This window comes from Janthinobacterium sp. PC23-8, from assembly GCF_002250505.1.
GTDB lineage: Bacteria > Pseudomonadota > Gammaproteobacteria > Burkholderiales > Burkholderiaceae_D > Janthinobacterium.
The window spans coordinates 247,380-265,946 of the sequence record NZ_NJGY01000002.1 but is presented as its reverse complement, the minus strand read 5'-3'; the positions used below and the strand labels follow the sequence as shown (position 1 = coordinate 265,946).

Sequence of the window (18,567 nt, the reverse complement as noted above, 5' to 3'; positions counted from 1 at the left end):
TCAGTTGCGCCCCTGGCGCAGGCGTTCGGTAATGCCAGGCTCATCCCATGTAGGAAAAAAAAAGGGATAAAACGAGCGTTCGCCACCGTGCTGTTCCATCAGGCCGCCATATTTGCGGATCTGCTCGCCCATATACTCCAGGTCCAGGCGCAGCAATACGGCCGGCGCGCCCACGCGCGTACATTCGCGCTCGCCGCCAAAATCCTTGAAGCCCAGCATGCGCTTGTAGAACACCACGTGGCGCGGGTTGACCTCGATCACGTAATCGGTAAAGCGGTGGATATTGTGCGCGTAGATATACGAGATATGGATCAGCGCCGCAAACACCCGTTTGCTCACGCCCTTGTCGATGGCCAGGCGCGACGGTTCGCACAGGCGCCGGCCCTGCTCGCGCAGGACGTCGAGCTTGTCGCGGAAGTTGTCGTCGGCGGGCAAGCCGGTTTCCTCGTTATCGAGGCACAGCGTCATGGTGCCGACGGTGTCGCCCGCCGTTTCGGCAAACAGCGTGATTTTATTGAGCGCGTGGGCGATGCCGGGATCGACCGCGTAGCCGCGCCAGCCGTACATCTTGCGGATCAGCAGGCTGGCGGCCTCGCGCCGGCCGCGCGAGTTGGCCATGCGGATATGAAAGCGCTGCAGGTCGATTTCATGCTCCATGGCCGGATCGATCTTGCCTTCGCCCACCACCAGGTCGCTGAGACCGACCGGGCTGTCAAAGGAAATTATGGGGTCATCTTCAAAGCTCATCTTGTCCTCACTGTCGCGGCGGTTCGCCGGTGAGACGAACTGATGCCAATGCCATGTGACAAGATCTGAGCTGAAGAAGTTCCCTGAAATTACGGAAAAACCAGAAGAAGTTATCGATATAGTGACTAAATACAAATATAAATTTTCTTTTTTATATGTATTGGAAAATAAAAAAGCTTTTTTGCTGGCTGCGTTTTTAAAAGAAACTTTCCGGTATCAGCAGTACATCGCCGGGCCGCATCATGATGTTCGCGGAAATATCGCCGTCGCGCAACAGGTCATCGAGGCGCACGCGCATCTGCTGCTGTGCGCCATCGCGCACGCGGATCACGCTGGCCTTGTTGCCAGCGGCAAAATCGGTAATGCCGCCGACGGTGATCAGGACGTCCATCAGCGACATGCCCTGGCGGTAAGGCAAGGCCTGCGGCTTGGCCGCCGCACCGATCACGCGGATCTGTTCCGCATACGGCCCGGCAAAATTGGTGACGATGACGGTCACCACCGGCTGCTGGATGAACTTGCCCAGCGCCTGCTCGATATCGCGTGCCAGCTGGGTCGAGGTCTTGCCGCTGGCCATCAGGTCTTCCACCAGTGGCGTGGTGATCTTGCCGTCGGGGCGCACCGCCACCGTCAGCGACACTTCCGGGTTGCGCCACACCAGGATATTGACGGAGTCGCCCGGCCCGATCAGGTAGTCGTGCAGCGGGGCACTGTCTTCGGCCGGCGCCAGCGCGTGCTGCGTGCGGCAGCCGGCAAGCACAATGGCAGCGCTGGCGCAGGCCAGCACGCGGGTGATCAGGGCGCGACGTAAGGCATTCATGCTGGTTTCCTTGAAAAGATGCGGCCGTGCAAAATCCAGGCTGGGCCGGGAACTTCCCATGATTAGGAAAACCGGCCCGGTGTCTCTTGAGGAGTATCAAGAAGCAATCATCTTGGGAAATTTTGTAGCGGCGGCAACCTATACTTTGTTCACTCGACAAGAAAACACGCCGTTTTTGCTTGTCCACGCCCTGCACCGTTACCTGAAGGAAGCGACATGGAGGATTTGATACAGCAAGTGCTCTCGGCCCTGAAAGGCATCTGGAAGTACCGCTGGCACGCGGTGCTGGTGGCCTGGCTGGTGGCGATCGCCGGCTTTATCAAGGTCATCAGCCTGCCCGACAACTACCAGACCTCGGCGCGCGTGTTTGTCGATACGCAAACCATTCTCAAACCCTTGATGGCCGGCATGACCAGCGTGCCCAACACCGAACAGCAAGTGGCCATCATGAGCCGCACCCTGCTCAGCCGGCCGAATGTCGAGCGGGTCATGCGCATGGTCGACCTCGACCTCGATTCGCGCACCGTGCGCGAACACGAAGCCCAGCTCGACGACCTGCTGCGCAACATCAAGATCAGCGGTACCAACGCCTATGACATCTACACCATCAGCTACACCGGAGCGCAGCCGAAAGTGACGCGCGACGTGGTGCAAAGCCTGCTGACCATCTTTGTCGAAGGCAGTTTCCAGGGCAAGAAAGGCGACTCGCAAAAGGCGGTGCAATTCATCGACGAGCAGATCAAGAACTACGAGGACAAGCTGAGCGCGGCCGAAAACCTGATGAAAGATTTCAAGATCCGCAACAATATGCTGCTGCCGCGCCAGGGCATCGACTATGGCGGCCAGCTATTGATGATGTCCGACAGCCTCGACAACGCCAAACTGGAACTGCTGGAAGCCGAACAGGCGCGCAAGGCCATCTTGAGCCAGATCGAGGGCGACGAGCCGGTGCTGGACCTCGAACCGACCGCCTCGGCCATCAGCAATCCCGAGCTCGACGAGCGCATCGCCACGCTCAACAAGAATCTCGACAGCCTGCGCATGCAATACACGGAATTGCATCCTGACATAGTTGCCTCGAAGCGCCTGGTGGCCCAGCTGGAACAGCGCAAGATCGAAGAGAGCAAGCTGCGCTCGGCATCGGGCGACCCCGGCAAGAACTACAGCCCCATGCTGCAGCAGCTGAAAGTGGCGCTGACCGAAGCGGACGCCAAGGTCGCCGCGATCAAGGCGCGCGTGGCCGAATATACGGCGCGCAACGAACGCCTGCTGGCGCACAGCAACGCCGTGCCCGAGGTGGAATCGCAACTGGCCCAGCTCAACCGCGACTATGTGATCAACAAGGAAAACTATGAAAAACTGATCGGGCGGCGCGAAGCGGCCAAGCTGTCGGGCGAACTCAGTTCCACCACCGACATGATGGCCTTCAAGATCATCGATCCGCCCACCGTGCCCTTGTCGCCGATCGGCCCGAACCGCCCGCTGCTGTTCAGCGCGGCGCTGGCAGCGGCGCTGGTGGCCGGCGTGGCCGCCGCCCTGTTGATCAGCCAGATCCGGCCGACTTTCCTCAGCCCTGCCGAATTGCGCGACGCCACCGGGCTGACCGTATTGGGCACGGTGGCGATGAACTGGACCGAGCAGCAGAAGATGCGCCAGCGCCGCGCCCGCTATGCCTTCAGCACCTGCCTGGGCAGCCTGTTCATGCTGTACGGCGGCGTGGTGGCGGCCGCCTTGCTCAAATTCTAGATGCTGCACAGGAGACAAGATGGATAACAACAGCAACGACGCACGGCAACCTGAAAGCGGCACCCCGCTGGAAGTGGCGGAAGCCGCGATCCCTTACCAGGTCGACGCCAAGCCGGACGCCACGCCAACCTCGCCCAACTACCGCGCGCTGAACCTGGCCCGGCTGCAGGCGCAGGGCATGGTCACCCACGACGGCGGGCGCACCTCGGTGGCCGAAGATTTCCGCATCATCAAGCGCCCGCTGCTGCGCAACGCCCGCGCCACGGGCGAAGACGCCATCCGCCACGGCAACCTGATCGTCGTCACCAGCGCCATGCCCGGCGAAGGCAAGACCTATTGCGCCGTCAACCTGGCCATGAGCATCGCCATGGAAATGGACATGACGGTGCTGCTGGTCGACGCCGACGTGGCGCGCCCGTCGGTGCTGAAAGTGCTGGGCCTGCCGGCCGAACCGGGCCTGATGGACGTGCTGCTCGACGAGCGCCTGGAAATGTCGGACGTGATCCTGAAAACCAATGTCGCCACGCTCAGCATTTTGCCGGCCGGGCGCAGCAACAAGCACGCCACGGAACTGCTGGCCAGCCGCGCCATGAGCCGCCTGCTCAGTGAAATTGCCAGCCGCTATGCCGACCGCATCGTCGTCTTCGATTCGCCACCGTTGCTCATTACCAGCGAAGCCCATGCGCTGGTGGGCCAGATGGGCCAGGTGGTGATGGTGGTCGAGGCGGAAACCACCACCCAGCATGCGGTCAAGGAAGCCCTGCGGCAGATCGAATCGTGCGAACATATCAACCTGATCTATAACAAGACCAGGGGATTTCCCGGCAACGACTACTACGGTTATGGCTATTACGACTAGCCCGGCCCGCGCGCTGGCGCCGTGGCTGCTGCTGTTGATGGCGCCACCGGCGTCGGCCCTGGAATGGCTGGTGGCACCCTCGCTGCGCGTGCGTGAGAGCTATACCGACAACGCCCTGCTGGCCCCGCCCGGCCAGGAAAAATCCGATTTCATCACCGAAATCGCCCCCGCCATCGCCGTCATCGCCAGCGGTCCGCGCCTGCAGGTGCACCTCGACGCCAGCTGGCGCAAGTTCCTGTCGCGCCAGCGCGCCGATTCCGATACCGTGCAACTGCAGGCCGGCGCCAACTCCGAACTCGTGCGTGACTGGTTCTACCTGGACGGCCACGCCAGCGTCAGCCGCCAGAACGTGTCGCCGTTCGGCCCACCCGTGATCGACGTGCTGCCCGACAGCAGCAACCAGAGCACCGTGCGCGCCACCCTCGTCAGCCCCTACATGCGCCACCGTTTCAAAGGCCTTGGCACCTTTGATGCACGCTATACGCGCGCCGATGTGTCCAGCGGAAACAACTTGCTGTCCACCCATAGCGACGAGCTGCAAGTGATGCTGGGCGGCGATCCGCGCGGCCGCGGCTGGACCTGGAACGCCAGCTATGACGTGCGCCGCACCGAAGACAGCATGCTGCCGCCACAGCGCAAGGAGCGCGCCAGCGTTGGCCTGCGCTATCCGTTCAGCCGCACCTGGTCGGGCACGGCCAGCGTCGGCACGGAGAAGGAAACCTACGAAGCGAACAACGGGCGCAATCCGCAAGGGCGGTTCTGGTCGCTGGGCGGCGTGTGGACGCCGTCGCCGCGCACCAGCGTGGCGTTCAGCACGGGCCGTCGCTTCTTTGGCCAGACCTACAGCCTGGACGCGCGTTTCCTGCAGCGCCATAACAACTGGTCGCTGCAGTACAGCGAAGACATCACCACCCTGCCGGCGCAGTTTTTGCGCCTGGGCGACAGCGACGCGGCCGGCCTGCTCGACCAGCTATGGCGCGGCATTTTTCCCAACGCGCAAGAGCGGCGCCTGCGCATCGACGCTTTTTTGCGCTACGCCAACGCGCAAGACCCGCAACTGGGCGGCTTCAATTACTTCAGCCACCGCTACTACCTGCAAAAGCAGCTGAAACTGAACATGGCGCGCGCCACGCCGAAAAGCACGCTGATCCTGGCCTTGTCGGCCGTCGACCGCACCGCCCAGACCAATAGCGGCGTCGACAGCGGCCTGTTGCCCGATATCGACCTCAGTACGTCGGACCGCACGCGCCAGCTGGGCGCCAGCGCCGGCTGGAGCTGGCGCGCCTCGTCGCGCGGCAGCGTCAATGTCCAGGCTGGCTACGCCAGCGCCCGCTCGCTCAGCATGCCGCGGCGCGACGACAACCTGACGTTCTCGGCCGGCTACAGCCGCGTGCTGCGTTCAAACCTGACGGCAGCCATCGATGTGCGCCGTACCCAGCACCGCAGCAACCGCGGCGCAGACTTCCGTGAAAACGGCGTCAGCGCCACGCTCACCATGCGATTCTAAGGAGGCCCCATGCCACACCCCGACTTGCCGTCCATCCGGCCCCATCTGCTGTGCATCGTGGCCGCGCGGCCCAATCTGATGAAGATGGCGCCCATCCTGGCGGCCTTTTCGCACCTGGCGCCGCAGGTGCGCATCAGCCTGGTTCATACCGGCCAGCATTATGACGACGCCATGGACGCCCGGGTGTTTGCCGACCTGGGCCTGCGCGCGCCCGATATCAACCTCGAGGTCGGCTCCGGCAGCCACGCGCAGCAGACGGCCGAGATCATGCGCCGCTATGAACCGGTGCACCTGGAACTGGCGCCGCACGCCGTGCTGGTGGTCGGCGACGTCAATTCCACGCTGGCCTGTGCGCTGGTGGCGGCCAAGCTGGGCACGCCGGTGATCCATGTCGAGGCTGGTTTGCGCAGCGGTGACCGGGCCATGCCGGAAGAAATCAACCGCGTGCTGACCGATCAGTTGTCCGAGCTGCTGTTTACCAGCGAAACGGGGGCGCGCGCCAATTTGCTGCGCGAAGGCATCCATCCGGAGCGCATCCATTTTGCCGGCAATGTGATGATCGACAGCCTGCTGCGCCAGCTGCCCGATGCCGTGCCGCCGCGCATCAGCCTGCAGGCCCACGGCCACGACTGTCCGCCCGCCTACGCCCTGTTGACCTTGCACCGGCCGTCGAACGTGGACGACGGCGCGCGCCTGGCCGCGCTGATGGAATCGATGTGCTCGCTGTCGTCGCAACTGCCGCTGCTGTTTCCCATCCATCCGCGCACGCGCGCCATGCTGGAAAAGACCGGGCTGGCGCGGCTCTTGCGCGGGCACGCCATCGTCGCGCTGCCGCCGCTGGGCTACCTGGAGATGCTGGGCCTGATGCAGGGCGCGCGCCTGGTGCTGACCGATTCGGGCGGCATCCAGGAAGAAACCACGGCGCTGGGCGTGCCCTGCCTGACCTTGCGCGACAATACCGAGCGCCCCGTCACGGTCGACGAAGGCAGCAATACCATCGCCGGCACCGCCCCGGTCGCCATTGTCTCGCTGGCGCGCCAGGTGTTGCGCACGGGCGGCAAGCGCGGGCGCATCCCGCAATACTGGGATGGCCATGCGGCCGAGCGCATCGCCACGGCCACCGCGCAGTGGTTCGCGGCGCGCCTGGCGCCATGAAGCGGCCCGGATTGCGCAACGCGCTGACGATCGACGTCGAAGACTATTTCCAGGTCTCGGCCTTTGCGCCCCATATCGCCCGCGCCGATTGGCCGCACCTGGCGTGCCGGGTCGAGGCCAACGTCGAGCGCATCTTGCTGCTGCTGGACCAACAGGGCATTCAGGCGACCTTCTTTACCCTGGGCTGGATCGCCGAACGCTATCCGGCCATGCTGCGCCGCGTGGCCGCTGCCGGCCATGAAGTGGCCAGCCACGGCCACGCCCATTTGCGCGCTTCGCAGCAGTCGCGCATCGAATTCCTGCACGATGTGGTGCTGAGCAAGACCATCCTCGAACAACTGACGGGCCAGGCCGTGCTCGGCTACCGCGCGCCCAGCTTTTCCATCGGCGCGGCCAATCTGTGGGCCTTCGACGTGCTGCGCGAAGCGGGCTACCGCTACAGTTCCAGCATCTACCCGATCCGCCACGACCACTACGGCATGCCCGACGCGCCGCGCTTTGCCTGGCGTCCGCGCGGCGTACAAGGCGTGCTGGAATTGCCGGTCAGCACGGTGCGCCTGGGCCGCCGCAACTATCCGGCCGGCGGCGGCGGCTACTTCCGGCTGCTGCCCTATCCCCTGTCGCGCTGGCTTTTGCGTCGCATCAATTCGCACGACGGGCAAGCTGGCATATTCTACTTTCACCCTTGGGAACTCGATCCCGGGCAACCGCGACCCGCCGGCCTGGGCTGGAAAACCCGTTTTCGCCACTACCTGAACCTGGCGCGGATGGAAGCGCGGCTGGCACGGCTGACGAGCGATTTTGCCTGGGACCGCATGGACCGCATTTTTCTTGAGGGCACATGATGCATGAGGCACAGCACCCTGGCGACAGCGCGGCGGAAGTGATTGCCGCCGCCCAGCGCAGCAGCGCGATCACGGTCCGCACTTTGCTGCCGCAAGACCACGGCCGCTGGGACGCCTTCGTGCACAGCTGCCCCGACGCCACCTTTTTCCACCGCGCCGGCTGGCAGACCATCATGGAGCAAGGCTTCGGGCACGCTTCCCATTTCCTGTATGCCGAACAAAACGGGCGCATCCTGGGCGTGCTGCCGCTGGCGCACATGCGTGGGCTGCTGTGCGGCAAGGCGCTCGTCTCCCTGCCTTTTTGCGTCTATGGCGGCATCGCCGCCGTCGATCCGCAGGCCAGGCGGGCGCTCGACGCGCGGGCCCGGCACCTGGCGCGCGAGTTGCAGGTGGGCCACCTGGAATACCGCCAGCGCGACGGCGCCATCCCTGACGGCTGGCAAGGCAAGCCGCTGTACGCCACCTTCCGCAAGACCCTGCTGGCAGACGACGAGCAAAACCTGCTGGCGATCCCGCGCAAGCAGCGCGCCGTCGTGCGCAAGGCCATCGCGAGCGGCCTGCACAGCGCCATCGACTACGACCTCGAGCGTTTCTTCCCGCTCTATGCGGCCAGCGTGCACCGTTTGGGCACGCCCGTGTTTGCGCGCCGCCACTTTGCCCTGCTGCGCAAGGTGTTTGGCAACGATTGCGACATCCTCACCGTCTACCAGGGCCAGCAGGCGCAGGCCAGCGTGCTGTCGTTTTATTTCCGCGGCGAGGTGCTGCCCTACTACGGCGCCGGCAGCGTGCTGGCGCGCAGCAGCGGCGCCAACGACTTCATGTACTGGGAACTGATGCGCCGCGCCGGTGCGCGCGGCGTGCGCCAGTTCGATTTCGGCCGCAGCAAGGTTGGTACCGGCGCCTTTGACTTCAAGAAGAACTGGGGCTTTGTGGCGCAGCCGCTGCCATATGCCTACAAGCTGATCGGCGCCGCCGCACTGCCCGACGTCAATCCGCTCAATCCCAGATACGCGCTGTTCATCCGCGCCTGGCGCCGCCTGCCGCTGCCGCTGGCCAACCTGCTGGGGCCGCATCTGGTGCGGCAGCTGGGCTAGCCATGCGCGAACTGCTCTTTCTCGCCCACCGCCTGCCGTATCCGCCCAACAAGGGCGACAAGATCCGTTCCTGGCACATGCTGCAATACCTGAGCCGGCATTTCCGCGTACACCTGGGCGCCTTTATCGACGACGAGGCCGACTGGCAACATACGCGCCAGGTGGCCGCCCTGTGCGCCAGCAGCCGCTTTATCGACCTGCGTCCGATGGCGGCGCGCTGGCGCGCCGCGCGTGCATTGCTGTCGCGCCAGTCCATGAGCGTGCACTACTACCGCGACGCGCGCCTGCTCGAATGGGTCAACGGCCTGCTGTCCACCGGAAAAGTTCGCCACGCGCTGGCGTTTTCCGGCCCCATGGCCCAGTACATCGATGGCAGCGCCGGCCGCCATTTGCATCGCGTGATCGACTTTGTCGATGTCGACTCCGACAAATGGCGCCAGTATGGCGACAGCAAACCGTGGCCCTTGTCGCAGTTGTACCGGCGCGAGGCGCACTTGCTGCTGCAATACGAACGCCATATCGCGCAGCAGTTTTCCGCCGCCAGCTTTGTCTCGGAAGCCGAAGCAGCCCTGTTTCGCCTGTGCGCCCCGATGGCCAGGCGCAAGATACGCCACTTCAATAACGGCGTCGACAGCAACTATTTTGCACCCGGGGCCTGTGCCGCCTCGCCATATCGGCCCGGCGCGCAGGTGCTGGTGTTTACGGGCGCGATGGACTACTGGCCCAATATCGACGCGGTGCGGTGGTTCGTGCGCCACGTATGGCCGGCCCTGCGGCGCCAGTTTCCGCAACTGGCCTTTTATATCGTCGGCAGCCGGCCGGCGCCGCGCGTGCAGGCATTGGCCAGCGTGGACGGCGTGACCGTGACCGGCGCGGTCGACGATATCCGGCCCTATCTGGCCGGCGCCACCCTGGCGGTGGCGCCGCTGCGCATTGCGCGCGGCGTGCAGAACAAGGTGCTTGAAGCGATGTCAATGGGAAAAATCGTGCTCGCCTCGCCGCAGGCGCTCGAAGGCATCGCCGCCCAGCCGGGGCTCGAGCTGCTGCTGGCGCGCGACGAGGCCGAATTCATCCACCATGCATCGCGCGTGCTGCGCACCGCCGCCGCCCGGCCGGGCGAAGTTGCGGGCACGGAGATGGGTGCCTGCGCGCGCCGCATGATCTTGCAGGACTACCACTGGGACCGCAATTTGCAGGACCTGGGCGCCATGCTCGACGTCAAGCCGGGCGCCGTATCCGACGGCATATCGACCGCCACGAGCAGCATGCGGCCGGTGCCGGCGCCGGAGGCTCCATGAAGCTGGCCGCGCGCAAGGTCGCCACCAGCATGCCGGCACCGGCGCCAACACCGGCGCCGGCGCTTCCGGCATCCGGGCATGGCGTACCGGCGCTGCTGCTGGCCCTGGCTGCCATCGTGCTGCTGTACCACGCCACCTTCTGGGGCATGCTGGAGGTATGGTCGCGCTCGCAGACCTTTGCTCATGGTTTTCTGATCGTGCCGATCAGCCTGTGGCTGGCCTGGCGCCAGCGTGCGCGGCTTGCCGCCCTGCCGCTGCGGCCGTCGCTGGCGGGCGGGCTGCTGCTGCTGGTGCTTGGAGTGGCCTGGTTGCTGGCCGACCTGGCCTATGTGCAGGTGGCCGAACAATACGCGGCTACCGCCATGCTGCCCGCCGCCGTGTTGGCCATCCTCGGCTGGCCGGCCGCGCGTTTGCTGGCCTTTCCATTAAGCTATCTCTTCCTGGCCGTGCCGTTTGGCGAAGTGTTCCTGCCGCCGCTGATCGACTTTACGGCCGGCTTCACGGTGGGTGCCCTGCATCTGTCCGGCGTGCCCGTATTCAGGGATGGCAATTACTTTTCACTACCGACTGGCAACTGGTCGGTGGTCGAAGCGTGCAGCGGCCTGCGCTACGTGATCGCCTCGCTGGCCCTGGGCGCGTTGTTTGCCCATTTGCATTTTCGCAGCATGCGCCGGCGTCTGGCCGTGCTGGCCTGCGCGCTGCTGGTGCCCATCCTGGCCAACGGCGTGCGTGCCTGGCTGATCGTCATGCTGGGCCACCACAGCGACATGCGCCTGGCAGTCGGCGTCGACCACCTCGTGTATGGCTGGCTGTTCTTCGGCCTGGTGATGCTGCTGCTGCTCCTGCTTGCCGGCCGCTGGCGCGAACACCCCCCGCTCCTCGTCCTGGCCGCTGGCGCCCAGCCAACGCCACCACCGCGCGCCGCCTCGCTGGCCGCCATCAAGGCCGCTGCCGCCTGCGTGCTGATCGCCGCCGCCTGGCCGGCGCTGGCCTGGCGCAGCGAAGAAACGCCGCCGCAGGCCGGACGCTGGCCAGCGGTGCTGGCCATGCCCACGCCCGCCGGCTGGCGCCTGGAGCACACTGCCGCGCCCGACTGGAGCGCCAGCCTGGCGGGCGCGCCGCTGCGGCTGGACGCCACGTATGCGCAAGTGGGCACGCAAGTGAGCACGCCAATAAGCACCACCCAAACGAGCACACCAGCCAGCGCGCAAGTGACGGTGCAACTGGCTTGGTACGGGCGGCAGGCGCGCCATGCCGAACTGCTGACGCACCAGGTGACACCCTATGGCACACGCTGGCTGCCGCTGGCGCAGCAGATACGGCGCCTGAGCCTGCCGGGACGCAGCTTGCAGCTACGCGAAACCGTGCTGGCGCACGGCAACGAACGGGTGCTGGTCTGGCGCAGCTACCAGCAGGGCGGCGTGCTGACGGCCAGGCCGGCGCTGGTCAAGCTGCTGCTGGCCAGGGGCAAACTGCTGGGCACGCGCCAGGATGGCGCCGACATCATGGTGTCCTGCGCCTACGACGAGCTGGCGCCGCCGCCACGCGCCAGGCTGCAAGCTTTCATGCAAGCGGCGCTGCCGGGGATCGAACAAGCGTTACAGGAGTTGCCGCATGCACCGTGAGCCTGACACCACTGTTCCGGCGGCCGGCGCGCCGCCGTTGATCGTGCATGTCATCGACCGGCTTGACGTGGGCGGGCTGGAAAACGGCCTGGTCAACCTGATCAACCATATGCCGCCAGGGCGCTACCGGCACGCCATCGTCTGCCTTAAAAACGCCACGTCGTTTCGCCAGCGCCTGACCGCGCCGGGAGTCGATGTCATCAGCCTGGACAAGCGCGAAGGCAAGGACCCGGCACATTATCTGCGCCTGTACCGGCTGCTGCGGCAGTTGCGGCCCAGCCTGGTACATACGCGCAACCTCGCTTGCATCGAGGCGCAGCTGCTGGCGGCCATCGCCGGCGTGCCCCTGCGCGTGCATGGCGAACACGGGCGCGAGATCAACGACCTGCAAGGCGCCAACCGCAAGCACCGCCTGCTGCGCAAGCTGATGCTGCCGCTGATCCAGCAGTTCATTACCGTCAGTGCCGATCTCGGCCAGTGGCTGGTGCAGGCCATCGGCGCGCCGCCCGCCAGGGTCAGCCATATCGACAATGGCGTCGACAGCGTGCGGTTTCATCCGCGCCTCGGTCCGCCGGCGCTGGTCGGCCCCCCCGGCTTCCTGTGCCATGGCGCCTATGTGATCGGCAGCGTGGGCCGCATGGTAGCGGTGAAAGACCAGCTGTCGCTGGTGCGCGCCTTTTTGCTGCTGCTGGGCAAACTTGAACCGCGCGACGGCGCGCGCCTGCGCCTGATGATGATCGGCGACGGCCCCTGCCGCCAGCCTTGCCTGGACCTGCTGGCGCAGGCCGGCGTGCCACACCTGGCCTGGCTGCCGGGCGCGCGCGACGATGTGGCGCAATTGCTGCGCGCCATGGACGTGTTCGTGCTGCCTTCGCTGGCCGAAGGCAGTTCCAACACCATCCTCGAAGCGATGGCCAGCGGCTTGCCGGTGGTGGCGACCGAGGTGGGCGGCAATGCGGAACTGGTGCAACCGGGCTGGAGCGGCGCACTGGTGCCGCCGCGCGCGCCCGAGCTGCTGGCCGAGGCACTGTTCGATTACTGCTGTTCGCCGGAACTGGGGCCCCGCCACGGCGCGCGCGGGCGCCGCCAGGTGCTGGCCGAACACAGCTTGTCCGCCATGGCCGGCGCCTACCTGGCGGTGTATGACCGCTTGACGGGCGCCGAAGCGCCTTCCTCGCTTTCCACTTATCCCTGAAAGGACCTCCATGTGCGGCATCGTCGGCATCTTTGATCTGCAAGGCCAGCGCGACATCGAAGCAAAGCTGCTGGCGCGCCTGACCAACAGCTTGCGCCATCGCGGGCCGGACGAGGACGGCATGCACCGCGAGCCGGGGCTGGGCCTCGGTCACCGGCGCCTGTCCGTCATCGATCTGGCCAGCGGCCAGCAGCCGCTGTTCAATGCCGACCGCAGCGTGGCCATCGTCTTCAATGGCGAAATCTACAATTACCGCGCGCTGATGGCCGAACTGCGCCAGTTCGGCCATCAGTTCCGCACCAGCAGCGACACGGAAGTGATCGTGCACGCCTGGGAACAATGGGGCGAACAATGCGTGGAGCGCCTGCGCGGCATGTTCGCGTTCGCGCTGTGGGACCGCCGGCGCCACCTGCTGTTCCTGGCGCGCGACCGGCTCGGCGTGAAACCCTTGTACTATGGCGAACTTGCCGACGGCACCCTGGCCTTCGGCTCCGAACTAAAGGCGCTGCTGGCCCATCCGGCCATGCCGCGCGAGCTCGATCCGCTGGCGGTAGAGGATTATTTTGCGTATGGCTACGTGCCCGAGCCGCGCAGCATCTTTCGCCACGCGCACAAGCTGCCCCCGGGCCACACGTTGTCCATCCGCGCCGGCCAGCCACTGCCGGCGCCACGCCAGTACTGGGACGTGCCCTTCGTGCAACATCCACCAGCGAGCGAAGCGCGGGCGGCCGACGAATTGCTGGCGCGCCTGCGCGAAGCGGTGCGTATCCGCATGGTGGCCGAAGTGCCGCTGGGCGCCTTCCTGTCGGGCGGCGTCGATTCGAGCGCCGTGGTGGCGATGATGGCTGGCTCAAGCAGCACCCCCGTCAATACCTGCTCGATTTCGTTTGGCGACCCGGCCTACAATGAGGCCCAATACGCCAGCATGGTGGCGCGCCGCTATGGCACCTTGCATCACGCGCAAAAAGTCGAGTCCGACGATTTCGAACTGATCGACCTGCTGGCCACGCTGTACGATGAGCCGTTCGCCGACAGTTCGGCCATGCCCACCTACCGCGTATGCCAGTTGGCGCGCCGGCGCGTCACGGTGGCGCTGTCGGGCGACGGCGGCGATGAAAGCCTGGCCGGCTACCGGCGCTACAACCTGCATGCGCGCGAAGAAAAAGTGCGCGCCATGCTGCCGCTGGGCATGCGCCAGTCGCTGTTCGGCACCCTGGGCCGGCTGTACCCGAAGGCCGACTGGGCGCCACGCTTCCTGCGCGCCAAGACCACCTTCGAGGGCCTGGCGCGCGACACCACCGATGCCTACTTTCATGGCGTCAGCATTCTGGGCGACGCCATGCGCGCGCGCCTGTTCAGCCCGGAACTGCGGCGCAATCTGCAAGGCTATCGCGCGGTAGAGGTGCTGCGCCGCCACGCCCTGGCCAGCCCCGCGCAAGATGCGCTGTCGCAAGTGCAATACCTGGACCTGAAAACCTATCTGCCCGGCGACATACTGACCAAGGTCGACCGCGCCAGCATGGCGCACGCGCTGGAGGTGCGCTCGCCCCTGCTCGACCACGAGCTGGTGGAATGGATGTCGGGCCTGCCGCCGCAACTGAAACTGTACCGCGGCACCGGCAAATACCTGCTGAAAAAAGCGCTGCGCCCGTTGCTGCCCGACGACCTGCTGTACCGCCAGAAGATGGGCTTTTCCGTGCCACTGGCCGACTGGCTGCGCGGCCCGTTGCGCGAACGCCTGCAACAACGGCTGACCAGCCCGGTGATGGCCCAATGCGCGCTGTTCGACATCGACTATATCCAACAGCTGATCGAGCAACATGGTAGTGGCCGGCGCGACCATAGCGCGCCGCTATGGTCGCTGCTGATGTTCGAATCGTTTTTGCGCCAGGTGCTGCCGCTGCCCGCCGCCACCGTGCGGGAACTGGCCACCGCTTGAGACCCAACCATCGCTGACACGGAAATGCCCATGCGCATCCTGCACATACTCGACCATTCGCTGCCGCTGCACAGCGGCTACACTTTTCGCACCGTGGCCATCCTGGCGCAGCAGCGCGCGCTGGGCTGGGACACGCTGCATCTCACAGGCGCCAAGCAGGGCGGCACCGAGGAGCAGGAACAGCTTGTGGACGGCTGGCACTTTTATCGTACCGCGCCCGGCCGGCAATGGTGGGCGCGCCTGCCCGTGCTGCGCCAGTGGAGCGTGGTGCGGGGCCTGGCGCAACGCTTGCGCCAGCTCGCGCAGCAGATGAAGCCCGATATCCTGCACGCCCACTCGCCGGCCCTGAACGCCCTCGCTGCATTGAAGGTGGGGCGCGCGCTGGGCATCCCCGTGGTCTACGAAGTACGCGCCTTCTGGGAAGACGCAGCAGCCGACCATGGCAGCAGCCGGCCCGGTGGCCTGCGCTACCGCCTCACACGCTGGCTGGAAAACCATGCGCTGCGCCGCGCCGACGCCATCACCACCATCTGCGAAGGCTTGCGCCAGGATCTGTGCGCGCGCGGCCTGCCGCCCGACAAAATCACCGTGATTCCCAATGCCGTCGATACCGCAGCGTTCAATATCGCACCGGCGCAGCCGGGCCTGGCACGCAATCTGGGCCTGGAAGATCACCTTGTGATCGGCTTTATCGGTTCGTTTTACGCCTATGAAGGCCTGGCCCTGCTGCTGCGCGCCATGCCGCGCATGCTGGCTGCGCAGCCACGGCTGCGCCTGCTGCTCGCCGGCGGCGGCCCGCAAGATGCCATGCTGCGCGCGCTGGCCCTTGAACTGGGCGTTGCCGGCCAGGTCGTGTTTGCCGGCAGGGTGCCGCACGAGCTGGTGGCGCAGTATTATCAGCTGATCGACGTGCTGGTGTACCCGCGCCTGCCGATGCGCTTGACGGAACTGGTCACCCCCTTGAAACCGCTGGAGGCGATGGCGCAAGGGCGGCTGGTGGCCGCCTCGGACGTGGGCGGTCACCGCGAACTGATCAGGGACGGCCAGACCGGCGTGCTGTTTCGCGCCAACGACACCGATGCGCTGGCGCAAGCGGTGCTGGCCTTGCTTGACCAGCCGGCCCGCTGGCCCTTGCTGCGCCACCGGGCGCGCGCCTATGTGGAACGCGAGCGCAGCTGGGCCGGCAGCGTGGCGCGCTACGCCGAGCTCTACCGACGCTTGACGGCGCCGCACCCGGCCGCCAGCATGGCGCGGCAGCCGGCGGAGCGCAGCAGATGATGCTCTCCGGCATGCGCATCGCCCTGGTCGGCCCTCAGGCGCCGCCGGCCGGCGGCATGGCCAACCAGACGGCGCAACTGGCCGCCCTGTTGCGCGCCGAGGGGGCCAAGGTCCAGCTGCTGGCTGTGAACGCCAGCGTGCTGCCAGCCTGGCTCGAGCGCGTGCGCTACCTGCGCGCGGCGCTGCGCCTGCCGGTGTTCCTGTGGCGCTTGTGGCGCGCCAGCCGCACCGTCGACCTGTTCCACGTGATGGCCAACTCGGGCTGGTCCTGGCATTTGCAGGGCGCGCCGGCGCTGTGGGTCGCCAGCCTGTGCGGCAAACCGGTGCTGCTCAATTATCGTGGCGGCGAGGCCGGCGCCTTCTTTGCCCGCCATCGGCGCCTGGTCGACGCCAGCCTGTTGCGCGCCGACGCCATCGCCGTGCCATCGCGCTTTCTGCAGGAAATTTTCGAACAGTGCGGCCATGCCGCCCATATCGTGCCCAATGTGGTCGACCTGCGCAGATTCAGCCCGGCCCCGTCCCCGGCCAAAGACGAGCGCGCGCAAGGCGGCCCCGTGATCCTGGTGGCGCGCCATCTGCAGGCGCTGTACGACAACGCCAGCGCCGTGCGCGCGTTTGCCATCGTGCGCGAGGCCTATCCTGGCGCGCGCCTGGTGCTGGCAGGCGACGGCCCCGAGCGCGCCGCGCTGGAAGCCCTGGCTGCGGGCCTGGACTTGAGCGAGGCGGTGCGGTTTGCCGGCCCGCTGGCCAACGACGCCATGCCGGCGCTGTACCAGGCCTGCGATATCGTGCTCAATCCCAGCCTGGCCGACAATATGCCCATTTCCGTGCTCGAAGCGCTCGCTTGCGGCGTGCCGGTGGTCAGCACCAATGTCGGCGGCATTCCGGCCTTGCTGCAGCATGGCGTGACGGGCTTGCTGGTGTCGCCCGGCGACGCGCCGGCCATGGCGCAGGCCATGCTGGCGCTGCTGCGCGAGCCGCAACAGGCGCGCCGGCTGGTCGATCATGGCCTGGCGCATGCGGCGCAGTTCGACTGGCGGCATGTAGCGCCGCAACTGGCGACGCTGTACCGGCGCATCCTGGCCGCGCCGCGCCCGTCAGGCTACGCGCGCCTGGTGGCCCACTGGCTGTTTCCCCTGCATGAAAAGCTCAAGCGGCACGACAGCGTGCGCCTGCTGCGCCGCATGGAGCGTTCGCAATGGTGGAGTGCGCAGCAACTCGAACGCTGGCGCCTGGCCCGGCTACGCCGCCTGCTGCGCCATGCCGGCGCCCACGTGCCCTATTACGGCGCGCTGTTCCAGCGCCTCGGCTTCGATCCGCGCCAGGTGCGCAGCCTGGCCGACCTGGCGCGCCTGCCGCTGCTGCGCAAGCGCGACATCAGCGCCGCGCGCGAGGCCTTCAAGTCGGACCGCGCCAGTGGCTTGCGCCCGTTTGCCACCGGCGGCTCGAGTGGCGAGCCGCTGCTGTTTTTCCTCGGGCGGCGGCGCATCAGCCACGATATCGCCGCCAAGTGGCGCGCCACGCGCTGGTGGGGCGTCGATATCGGCGAGCGCGAAGTGGTGTTGTGGGGGTCGCCCATCGAGCTGCACGCCCAGGACCGGTTGCGCCGCCTGCGCGACTGGCTGCTGCGCAGCACCCTGCTGCCGGCGTTCGCCATGTCGCCCGCCACGGTCGATGGCTTTGTCAAACGGCTGCGGCGGCTGCGCCCGCGCATGCTGTTCGGCTACCCCTCGGCGCTGTGCCGCCTCGCCAGCCACGCCGGCGCGCACGGCGTGGCGCTCGATGGCCTCGGCGTCAAGGTCGCCTTCGTCACCTCCGAACGCCTCTACGACGAGCAGCGCGCGCAGATCGCCACCGCTTTCGCTTGCCCGGTGGCCAACGGCTACGGCGGGCGCGACGCCGGCTTTATCGCCCACGAATGCCCGCACGGCGGCATGCATATCACGGCCGAAGACATCATCGTCGAAATCGTCGATAGCGCCGGCCAGCCGCTGCCAGCGGGCAGCCTCGGCGAAATCGTCGTCACCCATCTGGCCACGCGCGACTATCCGTTTATCCGCTATGCCACCGGCGACGTCGGCGCGCTCGGTGTCGAAGCCTGCCGCTGCGGGCGCGGCTTGCCGCTGCTGCAGAAAATCGAGGGCCGCAGCACCGATTTTCTCACTGCCACCGACGGCACCGTGATGCACGGCCTGGCGCTGGTATATATCTTGCGCGAACTGCCGCAGGTGCGCGGCTTCAAGATCATCCAGGAAAGCCTGCTCCATACGCGCGTGCAGCTCGCCTGCCTGCCGGCGCTGGACGCTCAAACGCGCGCGGCCATCGTGAGCGGTTTCCAGGCCAGGCTGGGCGCACAGGTGGCGGTCGATATCGAAGAGGTCGACGAGATCGCCGCCGAAGCCTCGGGCAAATACCGTTACGTCATCAGCAAGATCACCTGATTTTTCACTGAAAGGTCC

General features: G+C 66.4%; 15 protein-coding genes. 13 read left to right on the top strand and 2 right to left on the bottom strand.

Annotated features, from left to right (window positions below; translation table 11 throughout):
- On the bottom strand, positions 1–747 hold the full coding sequence (locus CD932_RS16270; RefSeq protein ID WP_094443848.1) for a long-chain N-acyl amino acid synthase: 747 nt from the start codon (positions 745–747) through the stop codon (positions 1–3).
- Between the two features lie 196 nt (positions 748–943).
- Positions 944–1,567, bottom strand: a complete 624-nt coding sequence (locus tag CD932_RS16265; RefSeq protein WP_094443847.1) for an XrtA/PEP-CTERM system exopolysaccharide export protein — start codon at positions 1,565–1,567, stop codon at positions 944–946.
- A gap of 58 nt (positions 1,568–1,625) precedes the next feature.
- Here CD932_RS16265 and CD932_RS28895 point away from each other — a divergent pair, with 58 nt between their 5' ends.
- The 13 genes from CD932_RS28895 to CD932_RS16205 are packed head-to-tail and all read left to right on the top strand — an operon-like array spanning position 1,626 to position 18,549.
- Positions 1,626–1,796, top strand: a complete 171-nt coding sequence (locus tag CD932_RS28895; RefSeq protein WP_176461012.1) for a hypothetical protein — start codon at positions 1,626–1,628, stop codon at positions 1,794–1,796.
- Entirely contained in the window at positions 1,784–3,313 is a 1,530-nt protein-coding gene (locus CD932_RS16260; RefSeq protein ID WP_094443846.1) for an XrtA system polysaccharide chain length determinant, read from the top strand. The genes CD932_RS28895 and CD932_RS16260 overlap by 13 nt, the downstream gene beginning before the upstream one ends.
- Before the next feature lie 19 nt (positions 3,314–3,332).
- Positions 3,333–4,172, top strand: coding sequence for an XrtA-associated tyrosine autokinase (locus CD932_RS16255; RefSeq protein WP_094443845.1), 840 nt, complete (start codon positions 3,333–3,335; stop codon positions 4,170–4,172).
- Entirely contained in the window at positions 4,156–5,679 is a 1,524-nt protein-coding gene (locus CD932_RS16250; protein WP_094443844.1) for a TIGR03016 family PEP-CTERM system-associated outer membrane protein, read from the top strand. Before CD932_RS16255 ends, CD932_RS16250 begins: the two co-directional genes overlap by 17 nt.
- 9 nt (positions 5,680–5,688) lie before the next feature.
- Complete coding sequence (gene wecB, locus CD932_RS16245; protein WP_094443843.1) at positions 5,689–6,834, top strand: non-hydrolyzing UDP-N-acetylglucosamine 2-epimerase; 1,146 nt, start codon at positions 5,689–5,691, stop codon at positions 6,832–6,834.
- Positions 6,831–7,679 carry an XrtA system polysaccharide deacetylase gene (locus CD932_RS16240; protein WP_094443842.1) on the top strand — a complete coding sequence of 283 codons (849 nt, stop codon included), beginning with the start codon at positions 6,831–6,833 and terminating at the stop codon, positions 7,677–7,679. Before wecB ends, CD932_RS16240 begins: the two co-directional genes overlap by 4 nt.
- On the top strand, positions 7,679–8,773 hold the full coding sequence (locus tag CD932_RS16235; protein WP_094444436.1) for a FemAB family XrtA/PEP-CTERM system-associated protein: 1,095 nt from the start codon (positions 7,679–7,681) through the stop codon (positions 8,771–8,773). The genes CD932_RS16240 and CD932_RS16235 overlap by 1 nt, the downstream gene beginning before the upstream one ends.
- A 2-nt stretch (positions 8,774–8,775) precedes the next feature.
- Positions 8,776–10,071: a TIGR03087 family PEP-CTERM/XrtA system glycosyltransferase gene (locus CD932_RS16230; protein WP_094443841.1), complete on the top strand. Its 1,296-nt coding sequence runs from the start codon at positions 8,776–8,778 to the stop codon at positions 10,069–10,071.
- The gene (gene xrtA, locus CD932_RS16225) at positions 10,068–11,696 is read left to right on the top strand and encodes an exosortase A (RefSeq protein WP_094443840.1); all 1,629 of its coding nucleotides are present in this window, start codon (positions 10,068–10,070) and stop codon (positions 11,694–11,696) included. Before CD932_RS16230 ends, xrtA begins: the two co-directional genes overlap by 4 nt.
- Positions 11,686–12,891: a TIGR03088 family PEP-CTERM/XrtA system glycosyltransferase gene (locus tag CD932_RS16220; protein ID WP_217907302.1), complete on the top strand. Its 1,206-nt coding sequence runs from the start codon at positions 11,686–11,688 to the stop codon at positions 12,889–12,891. The genes xrtA and CD932_RS16220 overlap by 11 nt, the downstream gene beginning before the upstream one ends.
- A 10-nt stretch (positions 12,892–12,901) precedes the next feature.
- A complete protein-coding gene (locus CD932_RS16215; RefSeq protein WP_094443839.1) occupies positions 12,902–14,830 on the top strand; it encodes an XrtA/PEP-CTERM system amidotransferase in 1,929 nt (642 codons plus the stop codon).
- A 30-nt stretch (positions 14,831–14,860) separates the two neighbouring features.
- Positions 14,861–16,108, top strand: a complete 1,248-nt coding sequence (locus CD932_RS16210) for a TIGR04063 family PEP-CTERM/XrtA system glycosyltransferase (RefSeq protein WP_094443838.1) — start codon at positions 14,861–14,863, stop codon at positions 16,106–16,108.
- Positions 16,105–18,549, top strand: coding sequence for a glycosyltransferase (locus CD932_RS16205; RefSeq protein WP_094443837.1), 2,445 nt, complete (start codon positions 16,105–16,107; stop codon positions 18,547–18,549). Before CD932_RS16210 ends, CD932_RS16205 begins: the two co-directional genes overlap by 4 nt.
- Positions 18,550–18,567 lie beyond the last annotated feature (18 nt).